Consider the following 25,279-nt stretch of genomic DNA (forward strand, 5'->3'; position numbering starts at 1 on the left):
TCTCGCTGGTTTGCTCGCGTTTTCTTCCGCCGGATGCTCGTGGTCTGTCCGGCCCGGCTTGCCGGAGCGCTTCGAGGCCGGTCATTGCGCCGGCTCGAAGGGATCGAAAGCAGTTCAAATCGGTTCATCGGGCTCATCGCGCCTCACCCGGCCTTGCGCGGCACGCGGCGCTCGAGCGAGGCCAGCAGCTTCTCGCGCATCAGCAGAAGGGCGACCAGGATGACGGCGCCGTAGATGACGGTGCGCCAGCCCTCGGCCATCTGCAGCGCGCCGATGATGGTGGAGATGGTGGTGAGCAGGATGGCGCCGCCGACCGTGCCCAGATAGGTGCCGCGACCGCCCAGGATCGAGGTGCCGCCGACGACGACCGCCGCGATCGAGGGCAGGAGATAGGGCTGGCCCATGGTCAAGGTGGCGCCGCCCGCATAGCCCACCATCATGATGCCGGCGAGGCCGCTGCAAGCGCCGGCCAGCGCGTAGGTCGCGATCGTGAGGCGGCGGACGCCGATGCCGGCGATATAGGCCGCGGCATCGCTGGTGCCGATGGCATAGAGCTTGCGGCCGAAGGGCGTGCGCGACTGCAGCAGCTGGCCTGCGATCGCCGCCAGCAGCATGAAATAGATCACGATGGGGATGCCGAGCAGCCGGCCGGTATAGAGGGCCGAGAGGATCGGCGAGGCCTGGCCGCGGGGCGTGCCCTGGGTGAAGCCGAGGCAGAGGCTGTAGACGATGATGCCCACGGCGAGCGTCATGATGAAGGGCGGCACCCGCAGGAAGGTGATGCCGACGCCGTTGACGAGGCCGATGAAGGCCGTCACCAGCAGGATCGCCGGGATGCCCCAGAGCAGCGCCGGCCCCGAGGCGCCGATCCAGCTGAAGGTCAGCACGCCGCCGAAGGTCATGACCGAGGCCACCGACAGGTCGAGCCCGCCCAGCAGGATCACCAGCCCCTGGCCGAAGCCCGCGATCATCACGAAGGAGGAGAGCACCAGGATGGCCTGCGCCATGTTCCAGCCGCCGAAGGCGGGGCTGATGACGCGCGAGGCCAGGATCAGGACGATGCTGAGGACGAAGACCGCGATCGTGGTCCAGGTCTCGCTGCTGGGCGCGCGGAAGCGGGAGCGCTCCTCCGAGCGCGCCTCGGCCATGGCCGTCGCCGGCTCGATCGGTTTCTTGAGATTGAACACGGTCATCGCCGTCCCATCTGCGCGAAGCGCGCCGAGAGGGCCGCGATCAGCACGGCGACGATCATGATCACGCCCTGGAACAGCCCGGTATAGAAGGAGGACACGCCGGCGGCGAACAGCACCTTCTGCAGCAGCATCAGGGTCGCCGCCCCCACCATCGAGCCGACCAGGCCGCCCCGGCCGCCGCGGAAGGAGGTGCCGCCGATCGCGATCGCGGCGAAGACCTGGAGCAGCAGCGGCGTGCCGGCATTAGGATTGCCGGTCGCCGTCTGGGCGCTCAGCATGTAGCCGGCAAGCCCGTAGAAGGCGCCCGCCGCGCAATAGGCGAAGAACTTGGTGCGGCGGACATCGATGCCGCCCAGCATGGCGGCGGTCTCGTCCGCGCCCACGGCGTAGATGGCGATACCGAAGCCGGTGCGCCGGATCACGAGCCAGATCGCGATGATGACGGCGGCGATCAGGCCGGTGATCGGGATGGTGTCCCAGAGCATGTCCAGGAGATCGTAGGAGACGAAATCGGGCACCGTGCCGCCCGGCGCGTCGAGGATGACGAGCGCGATGCCGGAGGAGATGATCATGGTGCCGAGGGTCGAGGCGATCGACTGCAGGCCGACATAGGCGGTGAGCCAGCCATTGACGGCGCCGACCGCGATGCCGATCGCGACCACCAGCGCCAGGCCGTAGAGCGCGCCCCAGGGGCCGTCGCCCACCTGGGTCGCCATCACGACATTGGCGATCGACACCACGCCGGCGACCGAGAGGTCGAAGCCCCGCGTCAGCACCACGAAGGTGCCGCCCGCCGCGGCCAGCGCCAGCGGCAGCGCGTTGTTGAGCTGCTCGGTGATCTGCGAGAGCGAAGCGGCATCGGGCTGGGCGATCGCATAGGCGATGAAGAGGACCGCGTAGATCGCGGTCACGATCAGGGTGCCGTTGCCGAGGCCCTGGCGGATCGTGCCGCCGAGCGACGAGGGCGCGGCCTTGGGCGGGGTCATGATCGTCGCGGTCATGGCGTCTCCCTACTCCGCCGCCTCGGCGGCATGTCCGGTGGCGAGCGCGACCAGGGCCTGCTCGGAGAACTGGGCGCGATCCAGCACGCCGATCACGGCGCCGCGATAGACGACGAGGCAGCGGTCGCAGAGGCTCACCAGCTCGGGGATCTCGGTCGAATAGATCAGGACCGAGCCGCCCTGATCGACGAAGCGCCGGATGGCGCCATAGATCACCTGCTTGGTGCCGACATCGACGCCGCGCGTCGGATCGAACATCGCCAGGATGCGGGCCCCGGAGAGCAGAACCCGGCCGATCAGGGCCTTCTGCTGGTTGCCGCCCGAGAGGACCGACAGGCGCGCGTCGAGATAGCGCTCGGGCAGGTCGACCGCCTGGGCTTGGGCACGGATCCGGTCGCGCTCGCGGCCGCGATCGATCAGGCCCAGATGGCGCAGCCGGTCGATGACCGAGAGCGAGATGTTGGCGCCCGTGCTCATGCCGAGGAACACGCCCTCGGTCTTGCGTTCCTCGGGCACGAAGGCGATGCCCGAGCCGCTGCGCAGCGCCTCGGCCGGCGAATGGAGCTTCACGACCTCGCCGCGCACCGCCATCTTGCCGGCATCGATCCGCTCGATGCCGACCAGCGCGCGGAACAGATCGCGCTGGCCCTGCCCTTCGAGCGCCGCCACGCCCAGCACCTCGCCCTCGTGGAGATCGAAGCTGACGCCGCGGACATTGCGGCAGACCAGCCCCTCGACATGGAGCGCCACGGCGCCTTTCTGCTTCTTGGGTCCGGCCTCGCGCGCCGCCGCCCCCTCGGGCGAGGCGCCGACCATCATCCGGAAGATGTCGGCATCGCGCGTGGCCTTCAGGTCGACCGTCTCGATGCTGCGGCCGTTGCGCAGGATCGTGCCCTGCTGGCAGAGCCGCCGCACCTCCGAGAGGCGATGCGAGATATAGAGGATGGCGCAGCCTTCGGCCCTGAGCCGGTCGATCAGGGTGAAGAGCCATTCGGGCTCGGCCAGCGCCGCGGTGGGCTCGTCGAGGATGAGGAGCCTCGGCCGGCGGCTGATCGCGCGCACGATCTCGACCCGCTGCTTCTCGGCGAGCGAGAGATTGCCGACGAGGGCGGTCGGCGCGATATCCGAGGCGCCATAGGCGCCCAATATCTCCTTCGCCCGGGCGATGGAGCGGCGTGCCGACACCAGGCCCAGCGCGTTGCGCGGCGGCGAAGGCAGCATCAGGTTGGTGGCGACCGTGAGGTTCGGCAGCAGGCTCAGTTCCTGGAACGCGGTCGAGACGCCGAGCGCGCGGGCCATGGTCAGGCTGCGCGGGCGGAACGGCTCGCCGCCGAGGGTCACGCTGCCCTGATCGGGCTCGACCACGCCGCTGAGGATCTTGACCAGCGTCGATTTGCCGGCGCCGTTCTCGCCGAGCAGGGCGTGCGCCTCGCCGCGGGCGACGGAGAGCGAGACGCCGGCCAGCGCGACGGTCGCGCCGTAAGCCTTCGTGGCGTTGCGGACATCGAGCACCGGCGGTGTCGCGGCGTCGGTCATGGTGCCGCCTTTCCACCGTCGCGCGCCGCGCGCGCTTCGTCTTCCCGCTCGGCCTCCCGCTTGTGGATGGCGAGGGCCATCAGGCGGCGGTCGCGCCATTCCCCGCGCTCGGCGAGGCGGTCGGCCGGCAGCTTCGCGCGGCGCTGCGCTTCGACCTTGGCGATCAAGGGCTCGTCCCAGACCTTGTGCTGGGCCCGCGAGGCGGCGATGCGCTGGTAGAGCGGTCCCAGCCGCCGGGCATAGTCGGCAACGCCGCCCGGCGCGTTCAGGTCGATGGTCTCGAACGGCCCCATGAAGGCCCAGCGCATGCCGAGGCCATGGGAGACGGTCCGGTCGACATCCTCTGCGGAGGCATAGCCCTCCTCGACCAGGCGCCAGGCTTCCATCAGCAGCACGGCCTGCAGCCGGTTGAGGATGAAACCCTCGATCTCGCGGCTCATCTCGACCGGGACCTGGCCGACCGCCTCCATCAGCGCGCGGATCTCCGCGACGGTCTCGGGCGCGGTCCAGGGTGCCGGCACCAGCTCGACGACCGGAATGAGGTACGGCGGATTGACGGGATGGGCGACGAGATAGCGCGCCTGCGAGCGCAGGCCTTCGGTGAAGGCCGAGGCCGGGATGCCCGAAGAGGAGCTGCCGACGATCGTCCCGGACCCGATGACGCGGTCGATCTCCGCGAAGACCGCCTTCTTGATGTCGAGCCGCTCGAACACATTTTCCTGGGCGTAAGCCGCGCCGTCGAGCGCCTGCGCGAGAGTCGCGGCGATGGCGATGCGCGCGAGGATGGGCTCGGGACGGTCGATCAGGCCCTGCTGCGCCAGGCTCGCCAGATCGCGCTCGATCTGCCGGCGCGCCGCTTCGGCGGCGCCGGGCGCCGCATCGAACAGGCGCACCTCGCGGCCGGCCCGGGCAAAGACGATGGCCCAGGCCCTGCCGACGAGACCGCAGCCGACAATCGCAATGTGACCGGAGATCACGAGCGGCTACGCGGCAAAGGCGGCGGCGGTCGGCGATGCGGCGCCGGGACGAATCCGGCGCATCGAATCCATGATCATCGTCACTCTCTCCCGGCCGGCGCGCCCGCTGGTGCGGACGCGCGAGGCGTTGTTCCGCCCCCTGTCATTGCGACCCGCGTTCTCGCGGGTTCGTGTCTTCAGCGGCATCGAGGCCGGGTTGGATGGGTCCGTCGCTCGCCTGCGTGCGAACCTCGCCGGAACATCGGCCGTGGAGACGGGCGCGATGGTAGCCGCGTTGCATACGTTTGCAAGAATTTTGTGCATACGATTGCAAAAGCGCTGTGCATACGCTTGCAAGCCCTGGGGCGCATGCATTTTGCGACGCACAATCCGAAGGCAATTTTCCGGCGGAAAGCAGATCGATCGCCGATATCGCATCGCAGCGAAGCACGATGCCATTCCAGCCGCGGCGGCGAGATCGCGTCGGAGGAATCCGTGCGCCGGGACCGAAGAGGCGGGCCCGTTGCGGCGCGAATTCCACAGCCCGGTGCCCGTGAAAGGCCGGGACAGACCCGACCCCTTCCTGTGCTCCGTCAGCCGCCGCCGGCCTCACGAGGCCCCGACCCCGGTGGCGGAAACCGCCGTGATTGCATGAGATTCATCTACCGTCGGCGCCTGCCAGCCGGGGAACGCCAACCGGCGGGCATGCCAGATCTGCCAAGGCAGAAGCGATCGAGGGCCGAGGGTCGGCAACCGCAGTCCGCCGCTCTCGCCGGACGGCCGGCAGCTCGCCGAGCTCGCCCAGGCAAAACGCCCGGGGCTCGAGCTGCTGCTTACCGCGCACTACGCCGAGACCACGATCCTGCATCACGGCCGGCTCGATGCCGGCGGGCATTTCCTGGCGGGGCTCTACAAGCTGGAGAAGCCGGCGAGAAAGGTTCGTGAGGCGCTGGCGGGCAAAGCCAGGGAAATCCCGTGCCCTAGCGGGCCAGATCCGCGAGGCTTCGTTCGTCGAGCACCGTCAGCGTGTCGCGGTCGAGCGCGATGAGCTTGTCCGCAACCAACTGCCCCAGCACGCGCCCGACATGCACCGGCGTCAGGCCCAGCGCGTCGGCGATATGCTGGCGCCGCAGCGGGAAATGGAAGGCGCCCTCGACCGCCTGGCCCTGCAACTGCATCCGCGCGTGCAGCCCGAGGATGAGGCTGGCGATCCGCTCGCGCGCGTTCCTCCGTCCCAGATCCACCAGGCGCTCGTCGGACGCGCGGCAGAGGTTCGCATAGCAGCTTTCGAGCGATGCCGGCCCGTTGGCGACGGAGCCGAAGAACGCGGCCAGTTCGGCACGGCCGAACACGCACAGCGTGACGTCGGTCAGGGCCTGAACCGAGAAGTTGGTGCGCGCATCGAGATACAAGGGCAAGCCGATCGGGCTGCCGGGCAGCAGGAAGGAGAGGATCTGCCGGCGCCCATCCGCCAGAAGCCGGAAACGAAAGGCCCAGCCCTCGCGTAAGGTATAGACGGCATCGAGCGTCTCGCGCTCGCGATGGATGATGCGCTTGGCCTTGATCTGCCTGACATCCCGCCGGATCAATTCGATCGCGTGGGCATCGCTGGAGGCCAGCCCGCCATAGGCGGCGAAGGGACGGGCCTTGCAGTCGGTGCAGACGGGTCGGCCACCCGCACCGGGTTCAATATATCTGCCCACAGATAATCCCGATTGCTTCGCTATGCCGCTTCTGCGTTTGCGCCGCGATAGGCCGGCGCCCGATCGATCCTCATGCGCCCGGCGATGGCGCGGGGGAGGTTAGGAACAAACTCATCGAAATTGCAAGGCGACAACATCCACACACCGCACAATCGATTACTCGCCCCGTTCGCGCATTTCGCGCTACATGGGTTGCATACATAGATATGCGTCGGGGGTATGTGGGGATTGTTCGATAATGCTTCAAGTATTGTCTCTGTTTTAGCGAGTCTTTTACTCGCCCGCCATCAACGTCGTTTCGCGGCTGCGACAATAGTGACCTTGACAGACGAGATCGCATCGGCAGCGCCCGCCCCGGAGCAGCGGGACCGCAGGCCGACCCTGACGCGAGCGCGAGAGGTTTCATGGCCGGTACCGTATTCGATATCGACGGGAAGCTTGCCTTCCTCGGGCTGGACCCGGCGAGCGCCGAGGCGCTTCGGGAACTCCAGCCCGTCGTCGCCGCCCGCATCGGCGCCATCATGGCCGAGTTCTACGGACATATCGGCGGGGTCGCCGAGCTCGACGGCATGTTCGGCGACGAGGCCGCTCGCGCACGCGTGCAGACCGCCCAGGCGGCGCACTGGCTGAGCCTGTTCGGCGCGAGGTTCGACGAACGCTATGTGGCGAGGACGCAGCGGATCGGCCAGGCCCACCATCGGCACAACCTGGAGCCCGGCTGGTACATCGGCGGCTACTGCTTCATGCTCAACCGCCTGATCTCCCTGGCCGCGGAGCATTACAGCGCCGAGCCCGCGAAGCTGACCGCCGCCATCCAGGCGATCAACCGCGCCGTGTTCCTGGATATGGATCTGGCGCTGAGCGTCTATCACGAGGCGGTCATCGCCATGCGCGAGGCCGAGAAGGCCGAGCTGCGGGTCGCGAAGGTGGCCGCCGAATCGGCCAGCCGGGCCAAGTCCGAGTTTCTCGCCACCGTGAGCCACGAGGTCCGCACGCCCTTGAACGGCGTCCTCGGCATGGCGGGCCTGCTGCTCGACACGCTGCTCAACGAGGAGCAGCGCCATTTCGCCGCGACCATCCGCGATTCCGGCGAGATCCTGCTCGACCTGATCAACGACATCCTCGATTTCTCGAAGATCGAAGCCGGGCGCCTGGAGCTCGAGGTCGCGGATTTCGAGCCCTCGCCGCTGGTCGAAAGCGTCATCGAGCTGCTGGCGCCCCGCGCCCATGCCAAGCGGATCGATCTCGTCTCCTGCGTCCACCCCGACCTGCCGCCGGTCCTGTCCGGCGACCCGGGCCGTCTGCGCCAGATCATGCTCAACCTCGTCGGCAACGCGATCAAGTTCACCAGGAGCGGCGGCGTGGCGCTCGAGCTGCGGCTGGAGCGGGTCTCGGGCCACTCGGTCGTGATGCTCTGCCGGATCACCGACACCGGCATCGGCATCCCCCTTTCCATCCAGCAGAAGCTCTTCCAGCGCTTCTCCCAGGGCGATGCGGCCACCACGCGGCTTCATGGCGGCACAGGCCTCGGCCTCGCCATCTCGAAACAGCTGGTGACGCTGATGGGCGGCGAGATCGGCGTCGAAAGCGAGCCGGGCAAGGGGAGCTGCTTCTGGTTCAAGGTGCCGCTGGGGCGCGGCAGCTCGGTCAGCCAGCGCGCCTCGAGGCTGGCGATCGCCAAGGCGGCCCTCGCCGGCAAGAGCGTTCTCCTCGTCGACGATCACGAAATGAATCTTCGGGTCGTCGGCCTCCAGCTCCGCTCGCTCGACATGACGGTCGAGACGGCGCTGGGCGCGGGCGAAGGGCTCGCGGCCCTGCGCCGCGCGGCGGAAGCAGGGAGGCCCTTCGCCATCGCCATGGTGGATCACATGATGCCCGACATCGATGGGCCGGCCTTTGCCCGGATGGTCCAGGCCGAGCCGGCGCTCTCCGCCACCCGGCTGGTCCTCTGCTCGTCCACCGGCACGGTCGGCGGCGACACCGCCGCCCGCCAGCTCGGTTTCGATGCCACGGTGCCGAAACCCCTCCATGGCGACAAGATCGCGCTCCGGCTGGCGGGCCTGATGGGCGCCGAGCTGCCCGACCGCATCCTGGACCTGCCGGCGAGCTGGGGCGCACCGTCGGAGAGCCTGCGCATCCTGCTCGCCGACGACAACAAGGTGAACCAGAAGCTGGCCACCATTCTCCTGACCAAGGCGGGACACCGGGTCGACGTCGCCGGCAACGGCATCGAGGCGGTCCATGCCGTCTGCCAGCGCCATTACGACCTGGTGCTGATGGACATCCAGATGCCGGAGATGGACGGGCTGGAGGCGACGCGGCGGATCCGCGCCCTGCCGGCCGAGACCAGCCGGATCCCCATCATCGCCATGACCGCCAATACGATGGCGGAAGACCGGATCCAGTGCCAGCAGGCGGGCATGAACGGCTACGTGTCCAAGCCGATCGACGTCAGCCTGCTGATGCTCGAGGTCGCGCGCTGCGCGGGCCGGGAAGCCGGTCCCGCGCCGGCCCCGCCGGCATCTTCGGCCGCGAGAGAGACAGAACCGCAAGGCGGCGCGGACGCGGAAGCGGCCGTCGTCGAGTTCCTGGGCTTGCTGAACGGCACGGCCGGATAAGCCCGTGCCGGGACCGAAGAACCAACGATAAAGAGAAAGAGGAAGATCATGCTGGGCCTGGCTTCCACCGATCGAACGAGCGCGCGCCGCGCACCCCCTGCCCGCAAGCTGGCGCGGGTCGTGCAACCCACCGCAACCGAACGCCATTTCGACAAGAACGAGATCATCGTCAGCAAGACCGACCTCAAGGGCCACATGATCTATGTGAACCGGGTCTTCATGGCGATCTCCGACTACGACGAATCCGAGCTGCTCGGGCAACCGCACAGCATGATCCGGCATCCCGACATGCCTCGCTGCGTCTTCAAGCTGCTTTGGGAGCGGCTGCAATCGGGCAAGGAGATCTTCGCCTACGTCAAGAACATGACGAAGACCGGCGACTACTACTGGGTGCATGCCCACGTGACGCCGACGATCCTGAGCTCGGGCGAGATCATCGGCTACCACTCCAACCGGCGCGTGCCGGAACGCCGGATCCTCGACGAGACCATCATCCCGCTCTATCGCGCGCTCAAGGCGATCGAGGATCGCGATCCCGACCGCAAGAGCGGGCTCCAGCAATCCTGGGACAAGCTTCACGCCATCCTGAAGGAAAAGGAGATCAGCTATGACGAGTTCATCTTCGGTCTTTAAGGCCGCGGCGGCGCTCGCCGCCGCCGCGGCCGTTCTCGGCATCGGCTGGATGGGGGTCCGGGCCGGCCTGTCCGCGGAGGTCGCTGGCCCCGGTGCCCTGGTGGCGCTCGCGGGCATCGGCTTCCTGGGCCTCGGCGGCCGGACGATCTCGGCGGGCGGCGGCGCCGTCGCGCGCGGGCTTCAGGTCTGCAAGGCCGTGGCCGACGGCAATTTCGAGGCCCGGGTCACGGATATCCGCGAGGCCGGCGAGATGGGCGAACTGCTCTGGGCGATCAACGAGCTGATCGACCGGGCCGACGCCTATCTGCGCGAATCCGCGGCCTCGATGGATCACGTCGCCCGCAACGTCTATTACCGGCGCATCGCCGAGACCGGGATGGTCGGCAGCTTCCTGGCGAGCAGCCAGCGCATCAACAAGGCCACCGACGCGATGGCCACGAAGGTCGCGGAATCCCGCCGGGTCGCCGACAAGATCAGGGACGTCGTCGGGACGGTCTCGGCCGCGGCGACCCAGCTCGAGACGACCGCGCGCTCGATGCAGGGGGCCGCCGACAGCACCTGCAAGCGCGCCGACGCCGTGGCCGCCGGCGCCGATCAGGCGGCCGCCAGCGTCGGCACCGTCGCTTCGGCGGCCGAGGAACTGACCGGCTCGATCCAGGAGATCGGCCAGCAGGTGGCGCGCTCCAACCAGATCACGCTGACCGCCGTCCGCGAGACCGAGGAGACCAACGCGCGGGTGGAGAGCCTCGCCACGGCCGCGCAGAAGATCGGCGAGGTGGTGGTGCTCATCACCGAGATCGCGAGCCAGACCAACCTGCTGGCGCTGAACGCGACGATCGAGGCGGCGCGGGCCGGCGATGCCGGCAAGGGCTTCGCCGTCGTGGCGCAGGAGGTGAAGCAGCTCGCCAGCCAGACGGCGCACGCGACCGAGGACATCACCGCCCAGGTGGCCTCGATCCGCAGCGCCACCGACGCCGCGGTCGCCGGTGTCAACGGCATCGGCAAGACGGTGCGCGAGGTGAACGAGATCGCCTCGGCCATCGCCGCCGCGATCGAGGAGCAGAGTGCGGCCACCCGGGAGATCGCGTCCAGCGTGTCGCAGGCCTCGGCCGGCACCACCGACGTGACCCGCAACGTCCAGGAGGTCACCGCGGTCGCCAGCGAGACCGGCACCGCGGCGACCCAGGTCCTGAGCGCCGCCTCGGCGCTCTCGAAGCAGGCGGAATCCCTCAACAGCGTGATGCGGGCCTTCCTGGAGGCGATGAACCGCGCGGCATGACGGGCTCTGGCGGCCGGCCGGTCCCATTGGATAGTGTAAGCCGGACGGCCGCCCCTGCGGGATCACGATGCCCCGCGGGATCGGCGGCCGGAATTCGACCGATCGCCAGGAACCCCGCCCATGCATTTTGCCCCGAACTCGGAATCGCACGGCCTCAAGTTCAACCCCTTCAAGAGCTGCACGGTGCCGCGGCCGATCGGCTGGCTTTCCAGCGTCAGCCGGACGGGGGTCGCCAACCTGGCGCCTTACAGCCAGTGGCAGAACCTGACCTTCGATCCGCCGATGGTGATGTTCGCCGCCAACCAGTATCCGGACGGGCGGCGCAAGGACACGGTGATCAATGCCGAGGAGACCGGCTGGTTCGCCTGGAACATGGCGACCTATGCGCTGCGCGAGGCGGTCAATGCCAGCGCCCGGGCGGTCGCGGCCGAGATCGACGAGTTCGATCTCGCGGGCGTGACCAAAATTTCATGCATCGACGCGCCCTGCCCGCGCGTGGCGGAATCGCCGATCCATTTCGAGTGCCGCTATCTCAGCACCCAGCGCTTCGCCGGCAACAGCCCGGAGGGGACAGTCGACGTGGTGTTCGCGCGGGTGGAGCGCATCCATATCCGCGACGAGGTGATCGGCGCCGACGGCAAGATCGACATCAAGCGCATCCGCCCGATCGCGCGGCTGGGCTATTACGACTACACCGTCGTCGACGAGGTGTTCGAGATGCGGATTCCGGCGGCCAATGAACTGGAGCTGGCCGGGCTCGAGGGGATGCCGCGGAAGGTATGAGGGCCAGGCACGGTCCGTGTCCTAACGAGCGTCAGGCAGGCCCAGGATCCGCCCCACCCGCTCTTCCAGCAGGGCAATCAGCTCGGGCTGCATGAAACGGTACTCGTCGGGAATGCCCAGCACGACCACGCGCTTCGACCGCAGAAGCGCGCCGAAATCCCGGGTGAGCTTCTCCTTGTGGCCCGGTTCCATGACCAGGATGAGATCGGCCCATTCGATCGCCTCGGCCGAGACCGGTGTCTCGGCATCCTTGCCGACCCCGGCCGACTGCGTCTCGATCCCCTCATAGCGGGCGAAGACGGCCTCGGCGGTCGGGCTGCGCCAGCGATTGCGGCCGCAGACGAAGAGCAGCCGCGTCACAGGGCTCCGGCCTTGGCCGTGCGCTTTCCGAGAACCCCACTTCAGCGCACTAATTTGCCTAATACATCATTTACGGGTATCTTAAAGAAAATGTTCTTCTCCCTTTTGGGTGCCGCCATGGCAATCGAGAAATTGCTATTCGTGGACACAAACATCTGGCTCGATTTCTATCGTGCAAGATCCGATGCCGGTCTGGCGCTACTGAAGCATCTTGAGGCAATCGCTGATCGGATAATCGTCACTCATCAGCTTGAGATGGAGTTTAAGAAGAATCGGCAGCGAGCTATTGTAGATGGAATGCAGGAACTTAAGCCGCCGGTTAATATTTCTCGCCCAGGTATTTTTTCAGACGCTCAAGCGGTCAAATCCTTAAGCAAGAGCCTGAAAACCGCTGAGGCTAATGTCAAAAAACTCAAACAGAAGCTAGGAAAAGCGCTGAAAGATCCCGCAGCGTACGATCCGGTCTATCAAGCATGTCAAAGGATATTCCACCGCCAGAGCGACCTAGTGCTGACGAGGGAAAATCCGATACGTCGTTCAATTCGTACCCTTGCTCTACGGCGCTTCCTTCATGGCTGCCCACCACGAAAGAAGGACGACACCTCAATGGGCGACGCTATAAACTGGGAGTGGATGATTCATTGCGCAATCGAGCGAACTGCGGAACTCGTGATTGTAACTCGGGATTCCGATTACGGCTTAGTAATAGACAATACGCCGTATATAAACGATCACCTGCGTCAAGAATTTGGCGACAGGGTAAGTCAGAAGCGGAAGATATTACTTTACACGAAACTATCGGATGCTCTTAAGCATTTTAAGGTCGAAGTAACGCCAGCTGAGAAAATTGAAGAAGAGAAACTATTGAGCAAGGCGGCGAGCCCCGAAGGCGCTAAAACCGAGGAGGTGTTAGATGCATTAATAGGCCTGCTCAAAGCTCCTGCGAAAAGCATGGATGAAGCGAAGGCTGATAATGCTAATTCTGCTTCGGAAGGACTATTAGAACTACTTCGGGGCCTATGGCCCTCCCAAAATGAACCTCCTGCGACCCACGATGAAAAAGGCCCAGAGCCGTCTAGCTAGACTGAAGCGTTCATCCATTGGGGGGCGGAACAACATTGCGCTGCAGGCAGTTGTTTGCGGAGTTTGTGCGAGTATCACAGGGCTCCGGCCTTGAGCCCCGCGATCACCAGCTTCATCACGGCCTTGATGTCGGCCTCGACCTCCGTGCCGGCGGCGGCGCGGACCATGTGCGGGTGGTGGAAGCGGATCGTGGCGCTGAGCACGGCGCGCGCGGCCTCGGCCGGATCCTTGACCTTGAACTCGCCCTCGCGGATGCCGTCGGCGATGATCGCCGCGACCTGGCGCAGCAGCGTGGCCAGATGCCCGGCGACCACCTCGCGCGCCGCTTCCGCGACCGCGTGATAGGCCGCGAACAGCTCGGGATCCTCCAGCACCTTGCGGCGCTTGGCCTCGGCCAGCGCCTGGACCCAGCCCTCGAGCCGCCGCGCGGCCGGGCCTTTCCGGGTCACGAAGGCTTCGAGGGGATCCGAGACTTTCGAGAGCCAGCGCTCGGCCACCGCATCCTGCAGCGCGGCCTTGCTGTCGAAATGGCGATAGACATTGGCGTGGCTCATGCCGAGCGCGCGGGCCACGTCGCTGACCGTGGTCTTGGCCGGCCCATGCCGGCGCAGCTGCGCCTCCGCCGCATCGAGGATGCGCTCGCGCATGGGACGGGCGTCGTCCGCAGACATCGCCGTTCTGGACAAGCGTCCCCTCACCCCGACCCTCTCCCCCACGTGGCGGGGGAGAGGATAGCAATATTCGGGAGGGAACGCCGCCTCATCCGGCGCTCTTGCGCTCGCTGTCGAGCGACTGCATGCCATGAGCCGGATAGCGGTCGCCGGCCACCGCACCCTTGGGCATCGCCGCCTCGATCTGGGCGAGGTCGGCCGGGTCGAGCCGGATCTCGAGCGCCTTCAGCGATTCCTCGAGCTGCGTGCGCTTGCGGGCGCCGATCAGCGGGATGATGTCGCTGCCCTGATGCAGCACCCAGGCGATCGCGAGCTGCGCCGGCGTGATGCGCAGGCGCTGCGCCACCTTGGCCAGGGCGTCGACCAGCGCCTGGTTGCGGACGAGGTTCTCGCCCTGGAAACGAGGGCTCATGGCCCGGAAATCCTTGGCCCCCGTCGGCTTGCTGCCGGAGAGGAGACCGCGCGACAGCACGCCATAGGCCGTCACGCTGATGCCGAGCTCGCGCAGCGTGGGCAGGATTTCCGCCTCGATGCCGCGCGAGGCCAGCGAATATTCGATCTGCAGCCCCGCGATCGGATGGGTGGCATGGGCCTTGCGGATGGTGGCGGCCCCCACCTCCGAAAGGCCGATATGGCGCACATAGCCGGCCTTCACCATCTCGGCGATGGCGCCCACCGTCTCCTCGATCGGCACGACCGGATCGAGACGCGCGGGCATATAGAGATCGATATGGTCGGTGCCGAGCCGCTTCAGGCTGTAGGCGAGCCAGGTCTTGACCGCGTTCGGCCGTGCGTCATAGCCGATGAAGCTGTTGTCGGGCGCGCGCTGGGCGCCGAACTTCACCTGGATGAAGAACTTGTCGCGCTTTCCCTTGATCGCTTCCGCCACCAGCATCTCGTTATGGCCCATGCCGTAGAAATCGCCGGTATCCAGCAGCGTGATGCCCGCCTCGGCGGCGGCGTGGATGGTGGCGAGGCTCTCGGCCCGGTCGGCGGGCCCGTAGAAATCCGACATGCCCATGCAGCCGAGACCGACCATGGAAACCGCGGGGCCGCTGCGGCCCAGGAGACGCGTGCGCATCGCGAAGGATCCTTTCGAGGGAGACGTGATGAGTTACAAATTACGTAATTTGTAACTCCCTGTCAAGGCGACGACGGCGGCGATGCGCATTCTTGCGGAGAATTAAGCGAAGGACGCGCGTTTCAGTCCGGCTGGGTCTGGTGTTCCGGCAGGTCCGCCGGCCAGGACAGCCAGCCATGTCGGTCGCGCGCCCACACCGCGCCCCTCGGCGGCGGGAAGCCGGGATCGGCGAAGCTGCCGACGCAGATCGAGACTTCGTCCGGAATGTCCGGCGAATCGCCATAGACCGTGCTGCCGCATTCGGGACAGAAGTAATTGTCCACGGCACGGCCGGAATCCGCGATGCGCCGGTAGCGCGAAATCTTGCCCGCCGTGGCGACCACCGCGGATTTGGGCCAATAGCTCCAGCTCAGGAAGGGACCACCCGACTGCTTCTGGCATTCGAAGCAGTGGCAGACCAGGACCTGGGCGGGCTCGCCCTGCACCGTGATCGAGAGCTGGCCGCAGGAGCAGGATGCCGTTCTCGTCATGCTCGTTTCTCCCTCGCGCTCCCGGCATTGCCCCGGCGGATCATTTCACGGACCAGATCATCTGCACATTGTGGTCGTAAAACTCGGCGCCGAGCTGCTGATAGAATCTGATCGCGGCCGGATTCTTCCGCCAGACCACCCAGGTCACGTGGCTGGCGCCGCGGGCGGTCGCCAGATTTCCCGCTTCCTTCATCAAGGCATGGCCGACGCCCTGCCCGCGCGCCGCCTCGGAGACGAAGAGACCCGCCACATAGAGCGCCTTGTAGATCTCGAACACACCCATATGCCAGGCCAGATAGCCGACCGGCCTGCCTTCGCGTTCGGCGATCAGGGTGCTGACCACGGGCTCCGCCTCGAACGAAAGTGCGACGCAGCGTTCCTTCTCCGCCAGCCCCGCCCACTCGTCGCCCGGCGACGGCTCGGGATCGATCGCCTGAAGATAGTCCGAGAATTCCTGCAGCATGCCCAGCAGGGCGGCGCGATCGGTCGGCCGGGCCGGGCGGATGATCAGCGACATGGCGACAACCCCGCATTGCAGTTCCGTGGCGACCGATGAAGAGCCGTTCGCTCTTCCCGCCGAGCGCGTCAAACCCAGTTGCCAGGACGGCGAAACCGCCCATACTGGCCCCGCGCCCAAGAGCTCTCGATCCTGCCATAAGACTGTCCGGCCCGTCTTCCACCGAGCGAAAGGCAGCCCGCCATGAAGCGACTTTCCGTCCTCTGCCTGGTCCTGCTGCTCGCGGGCTGCGCCACGCACCAGGCGGTGGTGATGGGATCGGCCTCCTATCGCGAACGAATGGCGCTGCTGCCGGGTGCCGTGTTCGAGGCGACGCTCGAGGATGTCTCGAAGGCCGATGCGCCGGCGGTGATCCTGGGCCAGACGCGGATCGAGAATCCGGGCAACCCACCGATCGATTTCGCGATTCCCTATAACCCCAGGGATATCGTCACCAACCACAAATACACGGTGCGCGTCCGGATTCTCTCGGGTTCCGATACCCTGTTCGTCACCGACACCAACTATCCCGTCCTGACGATGGGGAACAAGAGCCAGGCGAAGCTGCTGCTGGTGCGCGCCGCGGGCGGCGTGGCGGCCGGCAGCGCCGGCACCGATCCGAACATCGGCCCCCTGCCGGCGCGCTTCGTCGGCGAGATCCCCTGCGCCAATTGCAGCGGCATCCGCTACCAGGTCGACCTCCTGCCCGACCAGATCTTCTTCTCGCGCATGACCTATGAGGGCCGGAACACCGTTTATGACCAGATCGGAAGCTGGTCGGTCCCGCCCGAGGGCGGCCGGGTGATGCTGACGCCGTCGAAAGGCGAGCCGACGCAGTTCTCGCTGGTCGGGCCGGGGCGCCTGCGGATGCTGGACCGCACCGGCAAGACGATCGAGTCCAAGCTCAACTACGACCTGACGCGCGACGACAAGCTGGCGGCGCTCGATCCGGCGCTGCCTCTGGCCGGCATGTACAGCTATAGCGCCGATGCCGGGATTCTCGTCGAATGCAGCACCGGCATGAAGCTCGCCGTGCTGCAGAACGACGACAATGCCGCGCTGGAGCGCGCCTATAGCCAGGCGCCTCACGAGCCGGGGCAGCCGCTCAAGGCCGAGTTCGAAGGACGAATCTCGCTGACGGCGCCCGCCGGCAGCGAGGGCGATCTGCCGGTCATCACGATCCTGCGGTTCAATCAGATCTGGCCGGGCGAGACCTGCGGCCAGCGTTTCGCCAGCGCGCCGCTCGAGAACAGCTATTGGAAGCTGACCCGTCTCAACAGCCGACCGGTGCTGCTGGCGGCGGGGCAGCGCGAGCCCTACCTCGTGCTGCAAGCCCAGGACCACAAGCTCGCCGGCTATGCCGGCTGCAACCGCATGATCGGGAGCTATGTGCTCGAGAACGACACGCTGCGCTTCAGCCAGGTGGCGGCGACCAAGATGGCCTGCCTCAAGGGCATGGACACGGAGGACGCCTTCCTGAAGACTCTCGACCAGATCCGGCGCTGGTGGATCGAAGGCGAGCACCTGATGCTCACCAACGAATACGGCGAGATACTGGCGCAATTCGAGGCGGTGGCGCTGCCTTAAGGGAGGCTCCGTCGCCTCAGTTACGGTCGCCGCGGCAACGCACGCTGTCGCCGGGCTGGCGGACGTCGACCTGATAGAGACCGCCCAGGTTGCCATGCGTATCGGCCGCCGAGGCGATCACGCCCACCGGCGGGCCGCTGGGCGCCACCACGTCGAAGGTGAGCAGCACGCCCGTGCGGACCAGCCCCGGCCCCGGCGGCGACAGGCCGACATCGATCTCGTTGCCCGAGCTGGTGCTGGCGACCGAGAGGCTCGATTCCGGCGCGCCGGGCGCGACGATGACCGAGGCCGGATCGATCCGGCCGAAGGCCGCGCGCACCGTGACCCGGCCGACGCCGCCGGCATCGCTCACGCTGAGCGCGAAGTGAGCCGGGGCGATGGCGAAATGCGCGCAGGCATCCGCCGGCGTATCCGCGCCTTCACGGCTGCTGAAGGTCGGATTGCCGGCGCGGTTGAGCGCGCTCAGCGTCAGCTCCGGCGGCGTAGCGTCGCTCGCGACTTCGGACGCGGTGCAGGCGGCGAGCGCCAGCACTGCGGTCAGCGCGAACCAGGCTTTTGTCATGATGGTCCCCGTCATCGGCGAATGGGCGACCCGCTGTCGGGCAAGCGCCACGTCCAGGCCCGCGATCCTAGGCCAGCGACGCGTTCTGCGATAGCCGGTGCCGGCTCATGCCCCGGTGATTGGGCGGCAAATCAACCGGCCGCTCGTTCCGCCTCGCCCCAGCGCGCCAGTTGCTCGTCGATCAGCTCGATCAGCCGGTCCCGGCCAAAGCTGGGATCGTGGCCGGCATGGATGGTCCTCACCGGCAGGTTCCGCAGGCGATGCAGGGTGCGGACATAGTCGGACCGGCTCGAATGATGCAGCTGGTCGAACAGCGGCCCGTCATAGACGGCATCGCCCGAGAAGAGCGTCTCGGTCTTGCGCTCGAGGAGCCCGATCGAGCCCGGCGAGTGGCCCGGCAGATGCAGCACCTCGAACACGCGGTCGCCGAGGTCGATCACGTCGCCCTCCTCCACCGCGCGGACCTGGCGGGCGGGCCGGATACGGAAGCTGCGGATGTCGTAATCGGCGGAAGGCAGGGCCGTGATCATCGCCCCCTCGATCTTGTAATCGGGCAGCGACGGGATCCGCAGCGTGGCCATGTCCGCGGGGTCGAAGCCGGGATCGGCCAGCGTGTAATCGCCACGGGGCGCCTGCAGGCCCTCGGCCTCGAGGCGATGGGCGATGCAATCCTCGAACTCGTGATGGCCACCGATATGGTCGATATGGGCATGCGTCGCCACGGCGGAGACCGGCTTGTCGAGGATGTCCTTGGCGAACGTGCGCAGGCTGCAGATACCCATGCCGGTATCGATGATCAGATCCCGGTCGCGGCCCCGCACATGCCAGATGTTGCAGCGCAGGAGCGGCGCCACATGCGGCTCCCACAGGAAGGTGACGCCGTCGGCCAGCCGGCGCAGCTCGAACCAGTGATCGGCAACCTGCAAAGCCACGTTCGACCCTTCCCGCCCGGTTGAGACCGTCCGCCGGTCAGATTGCCGTGCCGACCTTCAGCCCGTCCAGCACCGCTTCCTCGGCCGTGCGCGGCGTGGCGCAATCGCCGACCAGATGGAGCTCGCCGTTCCAGCCAGCGAGCTCGGCCTCGAGATCGGCGACCCGGCGATGGCCGAGCGAGGTCACCACCGTGTCGATGCCTTCGAGCAGCATCGGCTCGGCGCTGGTGGCATGCTGGAAATAGACCGTGTCGCCGTCGACGCCATAGAGCCGGGCATAGTTCGTCACCTCGACGCCCAGCTTGTGCAGGATGCCGTTCCAGCTGTCGCGCACATAGAGCGGCAGGCGCTGGCCCGCATGCAGTCCGTCGACGCAGAGCCGGACCTTGCAGCCGTCGCGCGCCAGCTTCTCTGCGATCCCCATGCCGATCCAGTCGCAGCGCCAATCCGCCACCACGACCGAGGAGCCGACATTGACCTCGCCCCTCAGCACCTGCCAGGCATCGACAACATGGCCGCTCTCGGCGGCCCCCTCGATCTCGGGCTGATAGGGCTCGGCGCCGGTGGCGATCACCACCACGTCGGGCTTCTCGCGCTCGACCAGGGCGCGGTCGACGCGGGTACGCTTCACGACCTTGGCGCCGGCCCGCTCCAGCTCGCGCGTCAGGTTGGTGACGATGCCGCCGAACTCGGCGCGGCCCGGCAGGAGCTGCGCCAGCAGCGCCTGGCCGCCCAGCCGCTCGCTCGCCTCGTAGAGGGTCACGTCATGGCCGCGCTCGGCCACGACCGCCGCCGTCTTCATGCCGCCCGGCCCGCCGCCGACCACCATGACCTTTCTCTTCTTCGCCGCCGGCGCGCGGTGGGCGCTGTCATATTGCAGCTCGCGGCCGGTCTCCGGATGCTGGATGCAGGAGATCGCGTAGCCCAGATGGAAATGGCCGATGCAGGCCTGGTTGCAGCCGATGCAGGCGCGGATATCGTCAAGCCGCCCTTCCTGCGCCTTGTTCGCCATCTGCGGGTCGCAGATCTGGGCGCGGGTCATGCCGCACATGTCGGCCTGGCCCGAGGCCAGGATCTGCTCGGCGATCTGCGGCTGGTTGATGCGGCCGGCGACGAAGACGGGCTTCCTCACCTTCGCCTTCACCGTTGCCGCGAAGGGGGCCACATAGCCGGTCCCGACGATCATCGGCGGCACGATATGGACGGCGCCGGCGAAGCTCGCCGAGGAACCGGCGATCACGTTGTAGTAGTCGAGCTGCCCGTCGGCATCGAGCGCCAGCAGCGCCTCGAGCGCCTCCGGTGCGGTCTGGCCGTTATGGTCCATATCCTCGCCCGAGATGCGCAGGCCCACCACGAAATCGCGGCCGACCTTGGCGCGGGTCGCGGCGATCGCCTCGCGCAGGAAGCGCAGCCGGTTCTCGAAGCTGCCGCCATATTTGTCCTCGCGCCGGTTGAGGCGCGGATTGAGGAACTGCGAGGGCAGATAGCCGTGGCTGGCCACGATCTCGCAGCCATCGATGCCCGCCCGCTTGAGCCGCGCGGCGGCCGAGGCATAGCCCGCCACGATCTCATCGATCATGCGCTGCGAGAGCGGCTGCGGCATGACATGGAAGCGCTCGTTGGGCACGGCCGACGGTGCATAGGCCACGGGCAGGCTGCCATCCTGGCTCTCCATGATCTCGCGGCCGGGATGGAAGATCTGGCCGAACACCCGCGTGCCATGGGCATGGGCGAGCTCGGCCACCTTGCGGTAGCCCGGGATGCAGGCATCCGTCGTCGCCATCAGGATATGCGAGGTGTAGCGCGCGCTCTCATGCACGCCCGCCACCTGCATCACGATCAGCCCGCAGCCGCCCTCGATCCGCGCCCTATGGTAGGCGACCAGCTTCTCGTTGACCGTGCCGTCGGTCGGCAGGCTGGTGTCATGCCCGGTCGAGAGGATCCGGTTCTTGATGGTGACATGGCCGACCTGGATCGGCGTGAAGAGATGGCGGAAAGGCGTTGCAGCCATGGCGATGCACTCTGAGAAACGGGGACCGGTCAGGAACTCGTGAAGCGAGCCGCCACCGCCCGCGACGACCGGGCGATGACGGCTCTTGGATGAAGGCGTCTATCTCTTGCCCTGATACATCTCGCTGTCCTTGTAGGGGAACCACCAGAAATCGTGGGACGAGCAGGCGGGATCGATCATGGCGAGCTTGGTGTGGCGGAAGGTGTCGAGGCCCTCGGCGCCGAGCTGGCGGCCCATGCCCGACATCTTGCGCCCGCCGAAGGGGCCGGCATCGTTGTCGAGCAGCGGCGCATTGACCCAGACCATGCCGGCCTCGAGCTCGTTGACGGCGCGCATGCTCTCCTCGAGATCCCGGGTGTAGATCGAGGCCCCCAGCGCATAGCGCGAGCGGTTGGCGAGCGCGAGCCCCTCATCAAAGCTGCCAACTTTGCAGATCGGCAGCACCGGCCCGAAGCTCTCGCGGTTCATGATCTCCATGTCGGGCGTGACGCCGGTCAGGACCGTGCATTCGGCGAAGAAGCCGCGATTGAGGCCGGCGGGCCTGCCGCCGCCGGTTGCGACCTTGGCGCCTTCCTTCACCGCACGCGCCAGGATGCCCTCATAGCGGTCGCGTTCCTTGCGCGAGGCGAGCGGCCCCATATCGACCTTGTCGAGGCCGTTGCCGATGCGGACCTTCTTCGCCTCGGCGACGACGCGCTCGACGAACTCGTCATGGATCTTCTCATGCACATAGAAACGCTCGGCCGCGGCGCAGACCTGGCCGCAATTGATGAAGGCGCCGAAGCTGGCCCCGCGCGCGGCGATATCGAGGGGTGCCGAGGGCATGACCAGGAAGGGGTCGTTGCCCGAGGCCTCGATCAGGGTGCGCTTGAAGCTGCCGGCACAGGCCTGGGCCACCTTCTGCCCGGTCTCGATCCCGCCGGTGAAAGCGATCATATGCGTGTCGGGGCTGGCCACGAGCTGGCCGCCGACGCGACCGCCGCCCGTCACGCACTGCACCACGCCCGGCGGCAGCACCGCCGTGAAGGCCTCGAGGAACTTCATCGTCACCAGCGAGGTCATCTCCGAGGGCTTGATGATGACGGCATTGCCCGAAGCCAGCGCCGCCGCCGCCTCCCAGCAGAGCAGGCAGAGCGGATAGTTGAAGGGCAGGACGATGACGACGACGCCCAGCGGATCCTTGACCGTGAAATGGAACTGGCCGTCGGTGGCCGGCCCCAGCACCTTGCCCCATTCGGCGCGGCCGACCTCGGCGTAGTAGTCGATCGCCGACATGGCCCAGGTGCATTCGTCGAAGGATTCCTTGTAGGTCTTCCCCATCTCGCGGGTCAGCATCTCGGCGATGACGGGCCGCGTCCCGCGCAGATGGTGCGAGACCTCGTGCAGCAGCTCGGCGCGGGTGAGCGCGTTGGTCTTGTTCCAGGCCTTCTGCGCCTTGTTGGCGATGCGGATCGCCTCCTCGACCTCGGCCTCGGTCGAATCCGCGACCTTGCCGACGACATCCTCGGTCGCGGGGTCGATCACGTCGAACTGGGTCGACGCCTTGCTCGCGCGTTGCTCGCCCCCGATCAGGAGCCGGTTGCTGAGGCGTCCGAGTTCGGCCAATGCGGTCATGATGGTCATCCTCCCTGAAATATCGTTCTTGATGTCGTTGTTCTTCCGCCCTCAGTAGCTGGGCGGCGTGATGGCCCAGATCACCACCGTTTCGGTGGCGCCGGGATTGCGGTAGCGATGGGGCAGCGTGCTCTTGAAGGTGAAGCTGTCGCCTTCCCAGAGCCGGAAGCGCTTGCCGTCGATCCAGAGGTCGAGCCGGCCCGCGATGACGATGCCGGCCTCCTCGCCGATATGGGTGTAGGGCGCCTCGCCGCTGGTGGCGCCGGGCGGGAAGCGGCTCAGCAGCAGCTCGAGCTGCCCGTCGAGATAGGGCGTCAGCAGGCTGTCGGTGATGCCGTGGCTGTAATGCAGCACGCGCCGCCGGTTGGCGCGCACGATGAAGGCGCGCTCCTCGTCGGGGCCGGAATCGTTCTCGGCGAAGAACCAGCTGATATTGACGCCGAGCGCCTTGCCGATGTCGTGGAGCGCGATGACCGACGGGTTGGAGAGGCCGCGCTCGATCTGGCTGAGGAAGCCGACCGACAGGCCGGTCTTCTCACCCAGTTCCTCGAGCGTCATGTCGCGGGCATGGCGCAGGCTGCGCACCTCGCGGCCCAGATGATGCGAGAGCTGGCCGCTGGCGCCCTCCCCGGCGTTCGCGCTCGGCTCGCCGGGCAGCAGCTTGGCGGCGCGAATCATGCGCCGGTTCGTGTTCGCGGCCGCTCTCTGGGCTCTCCCCGCCATGGCAGGCCCGAGGCTAGCGGCCTCAGTGAAAATTATCAAAAATTTTTCACTGGCCTGGAATTGGACTCATGCGGCAGGCGCATGAATGGACCGAATCGCCTGCGCCCCTTATGGTCCGCAGCCTGTGCCATAATGGGATTTGTCCCCCGACCTGCCAGGGCCCGAAAACTCAATGATTCCACGCTATAGCCGTCCCGCCATGACCCGGATCTGGGAACCGGAGAACCGCTTCCGCATCTGGTTCGAGATCGAGGCCCATGCCTGCGACGCCCAGGCCGAGCTGGGGGTGATCCCGAAGGAGGCGGCGAAAGCGGTCTGGGAACGGGGCCAGTTCGAGATCGCGCGGATCGACGAGATCGAGCGCGAAACCAAGCACGACGTGATCGCCTTCCTGACCAACCTGGCCGAGCATGTCGGGCCGATGGCGCGCTTCGTCCATCAGGGCATGACCTCGTCGGACGTGCTCGACACCTGCCTCGCGATGCAGCTCAAGCAGGCGGCGGACCTGCTGCTGACGGACCTTGATCAGTTGCTCGCGGCGCTGAAGGCCCGCGCCTTCGAGCACAAGCTCACCCCCACCATGGGCCGCAGCCACGGCATCCATGCCGAGCCCACCACCTTCGGGCTCAAGCTCGCCGGCCACTATGCCGCCTTCGACCGCGCGAAGAAGCGGCTCATCGCGGCGCGCGAGGAGATCGCGACCTGCGCCATCTCGGGCGCCGTCGGCACCTTCGCCAATATCGATCCGCGCGTGGAAGAGCATGTGGCGAAGAAGCTGGGCCTCAAGCCCGAGCCGGTCTCGACCCAGGTCATCCCGCGCGACCGCCATGCGATGTTCTTCGCGACCCTGGGCGTGATCGCGGGCTCGATCGAGAATCTCGCGATCGAGATCCGCCATCTGCAGCGCAGCGAGGTCGCCGAGGCCGAGGAATATTTCTCGCCGGGCCAGAAAGGCTCCTCGGCCATGCCGCACAAGCGCAATCCCGTTCTGACCGAGAACGTGACCGGTATCGCGCGGCTCATCCGCGGCATGGTGCTGCCGGCGCTCGAGGACGTGGCGCTCTGGCATGAGCGCGACATCTCGCACAGCTCGGTCGAGCGGGTGATCGGCCCCGACGCCACCATCGCGCTCGATTTCGCGCTCGCGCGCATGGCGGGCGTGGTCGAGAAGCTGGTGATCTATCCGGCGGCGATGCAACGCAATCTCGATCTCTTCGGCGGGCTCGTGCATTCGCAGCGCGTGCTGCTGGCCCTGACCCAGGCCGGCATGGCGCGCGAGGAGGCCTACCAGACGGTCCAGCGCAACGCGATGAAGGCCTGGGAGACGCGCGGCGATCTGCTGGCGCTATTGAAGCAGGACCCGGGCGTGACGGCGAAGCTGAAGCCCGCCGAGCTCGAGGCGCTGTTCGACCTCGGCTATCACTTCAAGCATGTGGATGCGGTGTTCCGGCGGGTGTTCGGGGGGAGCTGAGTTTTGTATTGATCCCCTCCCCCTGAACGGGGGAGGGGATTGGATTGAGCCGGGCGTCAGCCCTTCACCTCCGCCATCACCTGCCGGCGCGCGAGTTCCTGGCATTCGGACAGGTGCCGGCGCACGCGATGGTCGGACATCTCGATGCCGCGGTCGGTGAAATCGGCGAGCAGCTTCTTGACGACGGCGTCGCTGCCATGGAGCTCGATCTCGGCCATGACCAGCGATTTCGCGTAGGCCTCGTGCTCCGCGGGCGGCAGCCTCAGCTCCTGCGCCGCCCAGAGACCCAGCAACCGGTTGCGGCGCGCATGGACCCGGAACTCCAGCTCCTGGTCATGCTTGAACTTGTCCTCGAGCGCCTTCTCACGATCGTCCAACGCCGACATGGGTCTCTCCCTTGCTTCGCGGAGACCGCGACGAGATCGCGCGGCCTCCAGATTGCAGAGATGACGTCGG

General features: G+C 67.1%; 23 protein-coding genes. 7 read left to right on the forward strand and 16 right to left on the reverse strand.

Translation table 11 applies throughout. The features are described from left to right. Positions 1-143: 143 nt before the first annotated feature. The 5 genes from FRZ61_RS17850 to FRZ61_RS17870 all read right to left on the reverse strand — a co-directional run bounded on the left by FRZ61_RS17850 (position 144) and on the right by FRZ61_RS17870 (position 6,389). On the reverse strand, positions 144-1,193 hold the full coding sequence (locus tag FRZ61_RS17850) for an ABC transporter permease (RefSeq protein WP_225308873.1): 1,050 nt from the start codon (positions 1,191-1,193) through the stop codon (positions 144-146). Then, complete coding sequence (locus FRZ61_RS17855) at positions 1,190-2,194, reverse strand: ABC transporter permease (RefSeq protein WP_151119005.1); 1,005 nt, start codon at positions 2,192-2,194, stop codon at positions 1,190-1,192. Before FRZ61_RS17855 ends, FRZ61_RS17850 begins: the two co-directional genes overlap by 4 nt. A gap of 9 nt (positions 2,195-2,203) precedes the next feature. After that, entirely contained in the window at positions 2,204-3,730 is a 1,527-nt protein-coding gene (locus FRZ61_RS17860) for a sugar ABC transporter ATP-binding protein (protein WP_191909088.1), read from the reverse strand. Next, positions 3,727-4,707 (reverse strand): 3-hydroxyacyl-CoA dehydrogenase, encoded by a 981-nt coding sequence (locus FRZ61_RS17865; protein WP_318526345.1) that lies wholly within the window; start codon positions 4,705-4,707, stop codon positions 3,727-3,729. The genes FRZ61_RS17860 and FRZ61_RS17865 overlap by 4 nt, the downstream gene beginning before the upstream one ends. A 959-nt stretch (positions 4,708-5,666) precedes the next feature. Then, positions 5,667-6,389: a Crp/Fnr family transcriptional regulator gene (locus FRZ61_RS17870; protein ID WP_151119007.1), complete on the reverse strand. Its 723-nt coding sequence runs from the start codon at positions 6,387-6,389 to the stop codon at positions 5,667-5,669. Positions 6,390-6,793: 404 nt separating this feature from the next. Between FRZ61_RS17870 and FRZ61_RS17875 the strand changes: the two genes are divergently transcribed. The 4 genes from FRZ61_RS17875 to FRZ61_RS17890 all read left to right on the forward strand — a co-directional run bounded on the left by FRZ61_RS17875 (position 6,794) and on the right by FRZ61_RS17890 (position 11,702). Beyond that, on the forward strand, positions 6,794-9,007 hold the full coding sequence (locus FRZ61_RS17875; RefSeq protein ID WP_151119008.1) for a response regulator: 2,214 nt from the start codon (positions 6,794-6,796) through the stop codon (positions 9,005-9,007). Between the two features lie 48 nt (positions 9,008-9,055). Continuing rightward, the gene (locus tag FRZ61_RS17880) at positions 9,056-9,640 is read left to right on the forward strand and encodes a PAS domain-containing protein (protein ID WP_191909089.1); all 585 of its coding nucleotides are present in this window, start codon (positions 9,056-9,058) and stop codon (positions 9,638-9,640) included. Further along, positions 9,615-10,919 carry a methyl-accepting chemotaxis protein gene (locus FRZ61_RS17885; protein ID WP_225308874.1) on the forward strand — a complete coding sequence of 435 codons (1,305 nt, stop codon included), beginning with the start codon at positions 9,615-9,617 and terminating at the stop codon, positions 10,917-10,919. Before FRZ61_RS17880 ends, FRZ61_RS17885 begins: the two co-directional genes overlap by 26 nt. Positions 10,920-11,039: 120 nt before the next feature. After that, a complete protein-coding gene (locus FRZ61_RS17890; RefSeq protein ID WP_151119009.1) occupies positions 11,040-11,702 on the forward strand; it encodes a flavin reductase family protein in 663 nt (220 codons plus the stop codon). A 21-nt stretch (positions 11,703-11,723) separates the two neighbouring features. Here FRZ61_RS17890 and FRZ61_RS17895 read toward each other — a convergent pair whose 3' ends face one another. Next, the gene (locus FRZ61_RS17895) at positions 11,724-12,062 is read right to left on the reverse strand and encodes a low molecular weight protein tyrosine phosphatase family protein (RefSeq protein WP_151119010.1); all 339 of its coding nucleotides are present in this window, start codon (positions 12,060-12,062) and stop codon (positions 11,724-11,726) included. Positions 12,063-12,080: 18 nt separating this feature from the next. Between FRZ61_RS17895 and FRZ61_RS17900 the strand changes: the two genes are divergently transcribed. Then, positions 12,081-13,145: a PIN domain-containing protein gene (locus FRZ61_RS17900; RefSeq protein WP_225309270.1), complete on the forward strand. Its 1,065-nt coding sequence runs from the start codon at positions 12,081-12,083 to the stop codon at positions 13,143-13,145. Between the two features lie 74 nt (positions 13,146-13,219). Here FRZ61_RS17900 and FRZ61_RS17905 read toward each other — a convergent pair whose 3' ends face one another. From FRZ61_RS17905 to FRZ61_RS17920, 4 genes are all read right to left on the reverse strand, one after another. Beyond that, positions 13,220-13,792 carry a TetR family transcriptional regulator gene (locus FRZ61_RS17905; RefSeq protein ID WP_151119012.1) on the reverse strand — a complete coding sequence of 191 codons (573 nt, stop codon included), beginning with the start codon at positions 13,790-13,792 and terminating at the stop codon, positions 13,220-13,222. Between the two features lie 112 nt (positions 13,793-13,904). Beyond that, entirely contained in the window at positions 13,905-14,897 is a 993-nt protein-coding gene (locus tag FRZ61_RS17910) for an aldo/keto reductase (RefSeq protein WP_151119013.1), read from the reverse strand. 122 nt (positions 14,898-15,019) lie between these two features. After that, positions 15,020-15,427, reverse strand: a complete 408-nt coding sequence (locus FRZ61_RS17915) for a GFA family protein (protein ID WP_151119014.1) — start codon at positions 15,425-15,427, stop codon at positions 15,020-15,022. Between the two features lie 40 nt (positions 15,428-15,467). Then, a complete protein-coding gene (locus FRZ61_RS17920) occupies positions 15,468-15,944 on the reverse strand; it encodes a GNAT family N-acetyltransferase (RefSeq protein WP_151119015.1) in 477 nt (158 codons plus the stop codon). Positions 15,945-16,127: 183 nt separating this feature from the next. Between FRZ61_RS17920 and FRZ61_RS17925 the strand changes: the two genes are divergently transcribed. Further along, a complete protein-coding gene (locus tag FRZ61_RS17925; RefSeq protein ID WP_151119016.1) occupies positions 16,128-17,510 on the forward strand; it encodes a YbaY family lipoprotein in 1,383 nt (460 codons plus the stop codon). A gap of 16 nt (positions 17,511-17,526) precedes the next feature. On the opposite strand, the gene FRZ61_RS17930 is transcribed toward FRZ61_RS17925, so the two are convergent. From FRZ61_RS17930 to FRZ61_RS17950, 5 genes are all read right to left on the reverse strand, one after another. Beyond that, positions 17,527-18,072: a hypothetical protein gene (locus FRZ61_RS17930; protein WP_151119017.1), complete on the reverse strand. Its 546-nt coding sequence runs from the start codon at positions 18,070-18,072 to the stop codon at positions 17,527-17,529. A gap of 131 nt (positions 18,073-18,203) precedes the next feature. After that, the gene (locus FRZ61_RS17935) at positions 18,204-19,004 is read right to left on the reverse strand and encodes an MBL fold metallo-hydrolase (protein ID WP_225308875.1); all 801 of its coding nucleotides are present in this window, start codon (positions 19,002-19,004) and stop codon (positions 18,204-18,206) included. Positions 19,005-19,041: 37 nt separating this feature from the next. Next, entirely contained in the window at positions 19,042-21,015 is a 1,974-nt protein-coding gene (locus tag FRZ61_RS17940) for an oxidoreductase (RefSeq protein ID WP_151119018.1), read from the reverse strand. A 99-nt stretch (positions 21,016-21,114) separates the two neighbouring features. Next, positions 21,115-22,629: an aldehyde dehydrogenase family protein gene (locus FRZ61_RS17945; protein ID WP_151119019.1), complete on the reverse strand. Its 1,515-nt coding sequence runs from the start codon at positions 22,627-22,629 to the stop codon at positions 21,115-21,117. Between the two features lie 51 nt (positions 22,630-22,680). After that, on the reverse strand, positions 22,681-23,307 hold the full coding sequence (locus tag FRZ61_RS17950; protein WP_151119020.1) for a helix-turn-helix domain-containing protein: 627 nt from the start codon (positions 23,305-23,307) through the stop codon (positions 22,681-22,683). Positions 23,308-23,524: 217 nt separating this feature from the next. Here FRZ61_RS17950 and purB point away from each other — a divergent pair, with 217 nt between their 5' ends. Next, positions 23,525-24,823 carry an adenylosuccinate lyase gene (gene purB / locus FRZ61_RS17955; protein ID WP_151119021.1) on the forward strand — a complete coding sequence of 433 codons (1,299 nt, stop codon included), beginning with the start codon at positions 23,525-23,527 and terminating at the stop codon, positions 24,821-24,823. 56 nt (positions 24,824-24,879) lie between these two features. Here purB and FRZ61_RS17960 read toward each other — a convergent pair whose 3' ends face one another. After that, the gene (locus FRZ61_RS17960; protein WP_151119022.1) at positions 24,880-25,209 is read right to left on the reverse strand and encodes a DUF1476 domain-containing protein; all 330 of its coding nucleotides are present in this window, start codon (positions 25,207-25,209) and stop codon (positions 24,880-24,882) included. Positions 25,210-25,279 lie beyond the last annotated feature (70 nt).

It is taken from the genome of Hypericibacter adhaerens, assembly GCF_008728835.1.
GTDB classification, from domain to species: Bacteria; Pseudomonadota; Alphaproteobacteria; order Dongiales; family Dongiaceae; genus Hypericibacter; species Hypericibacter adhaerens.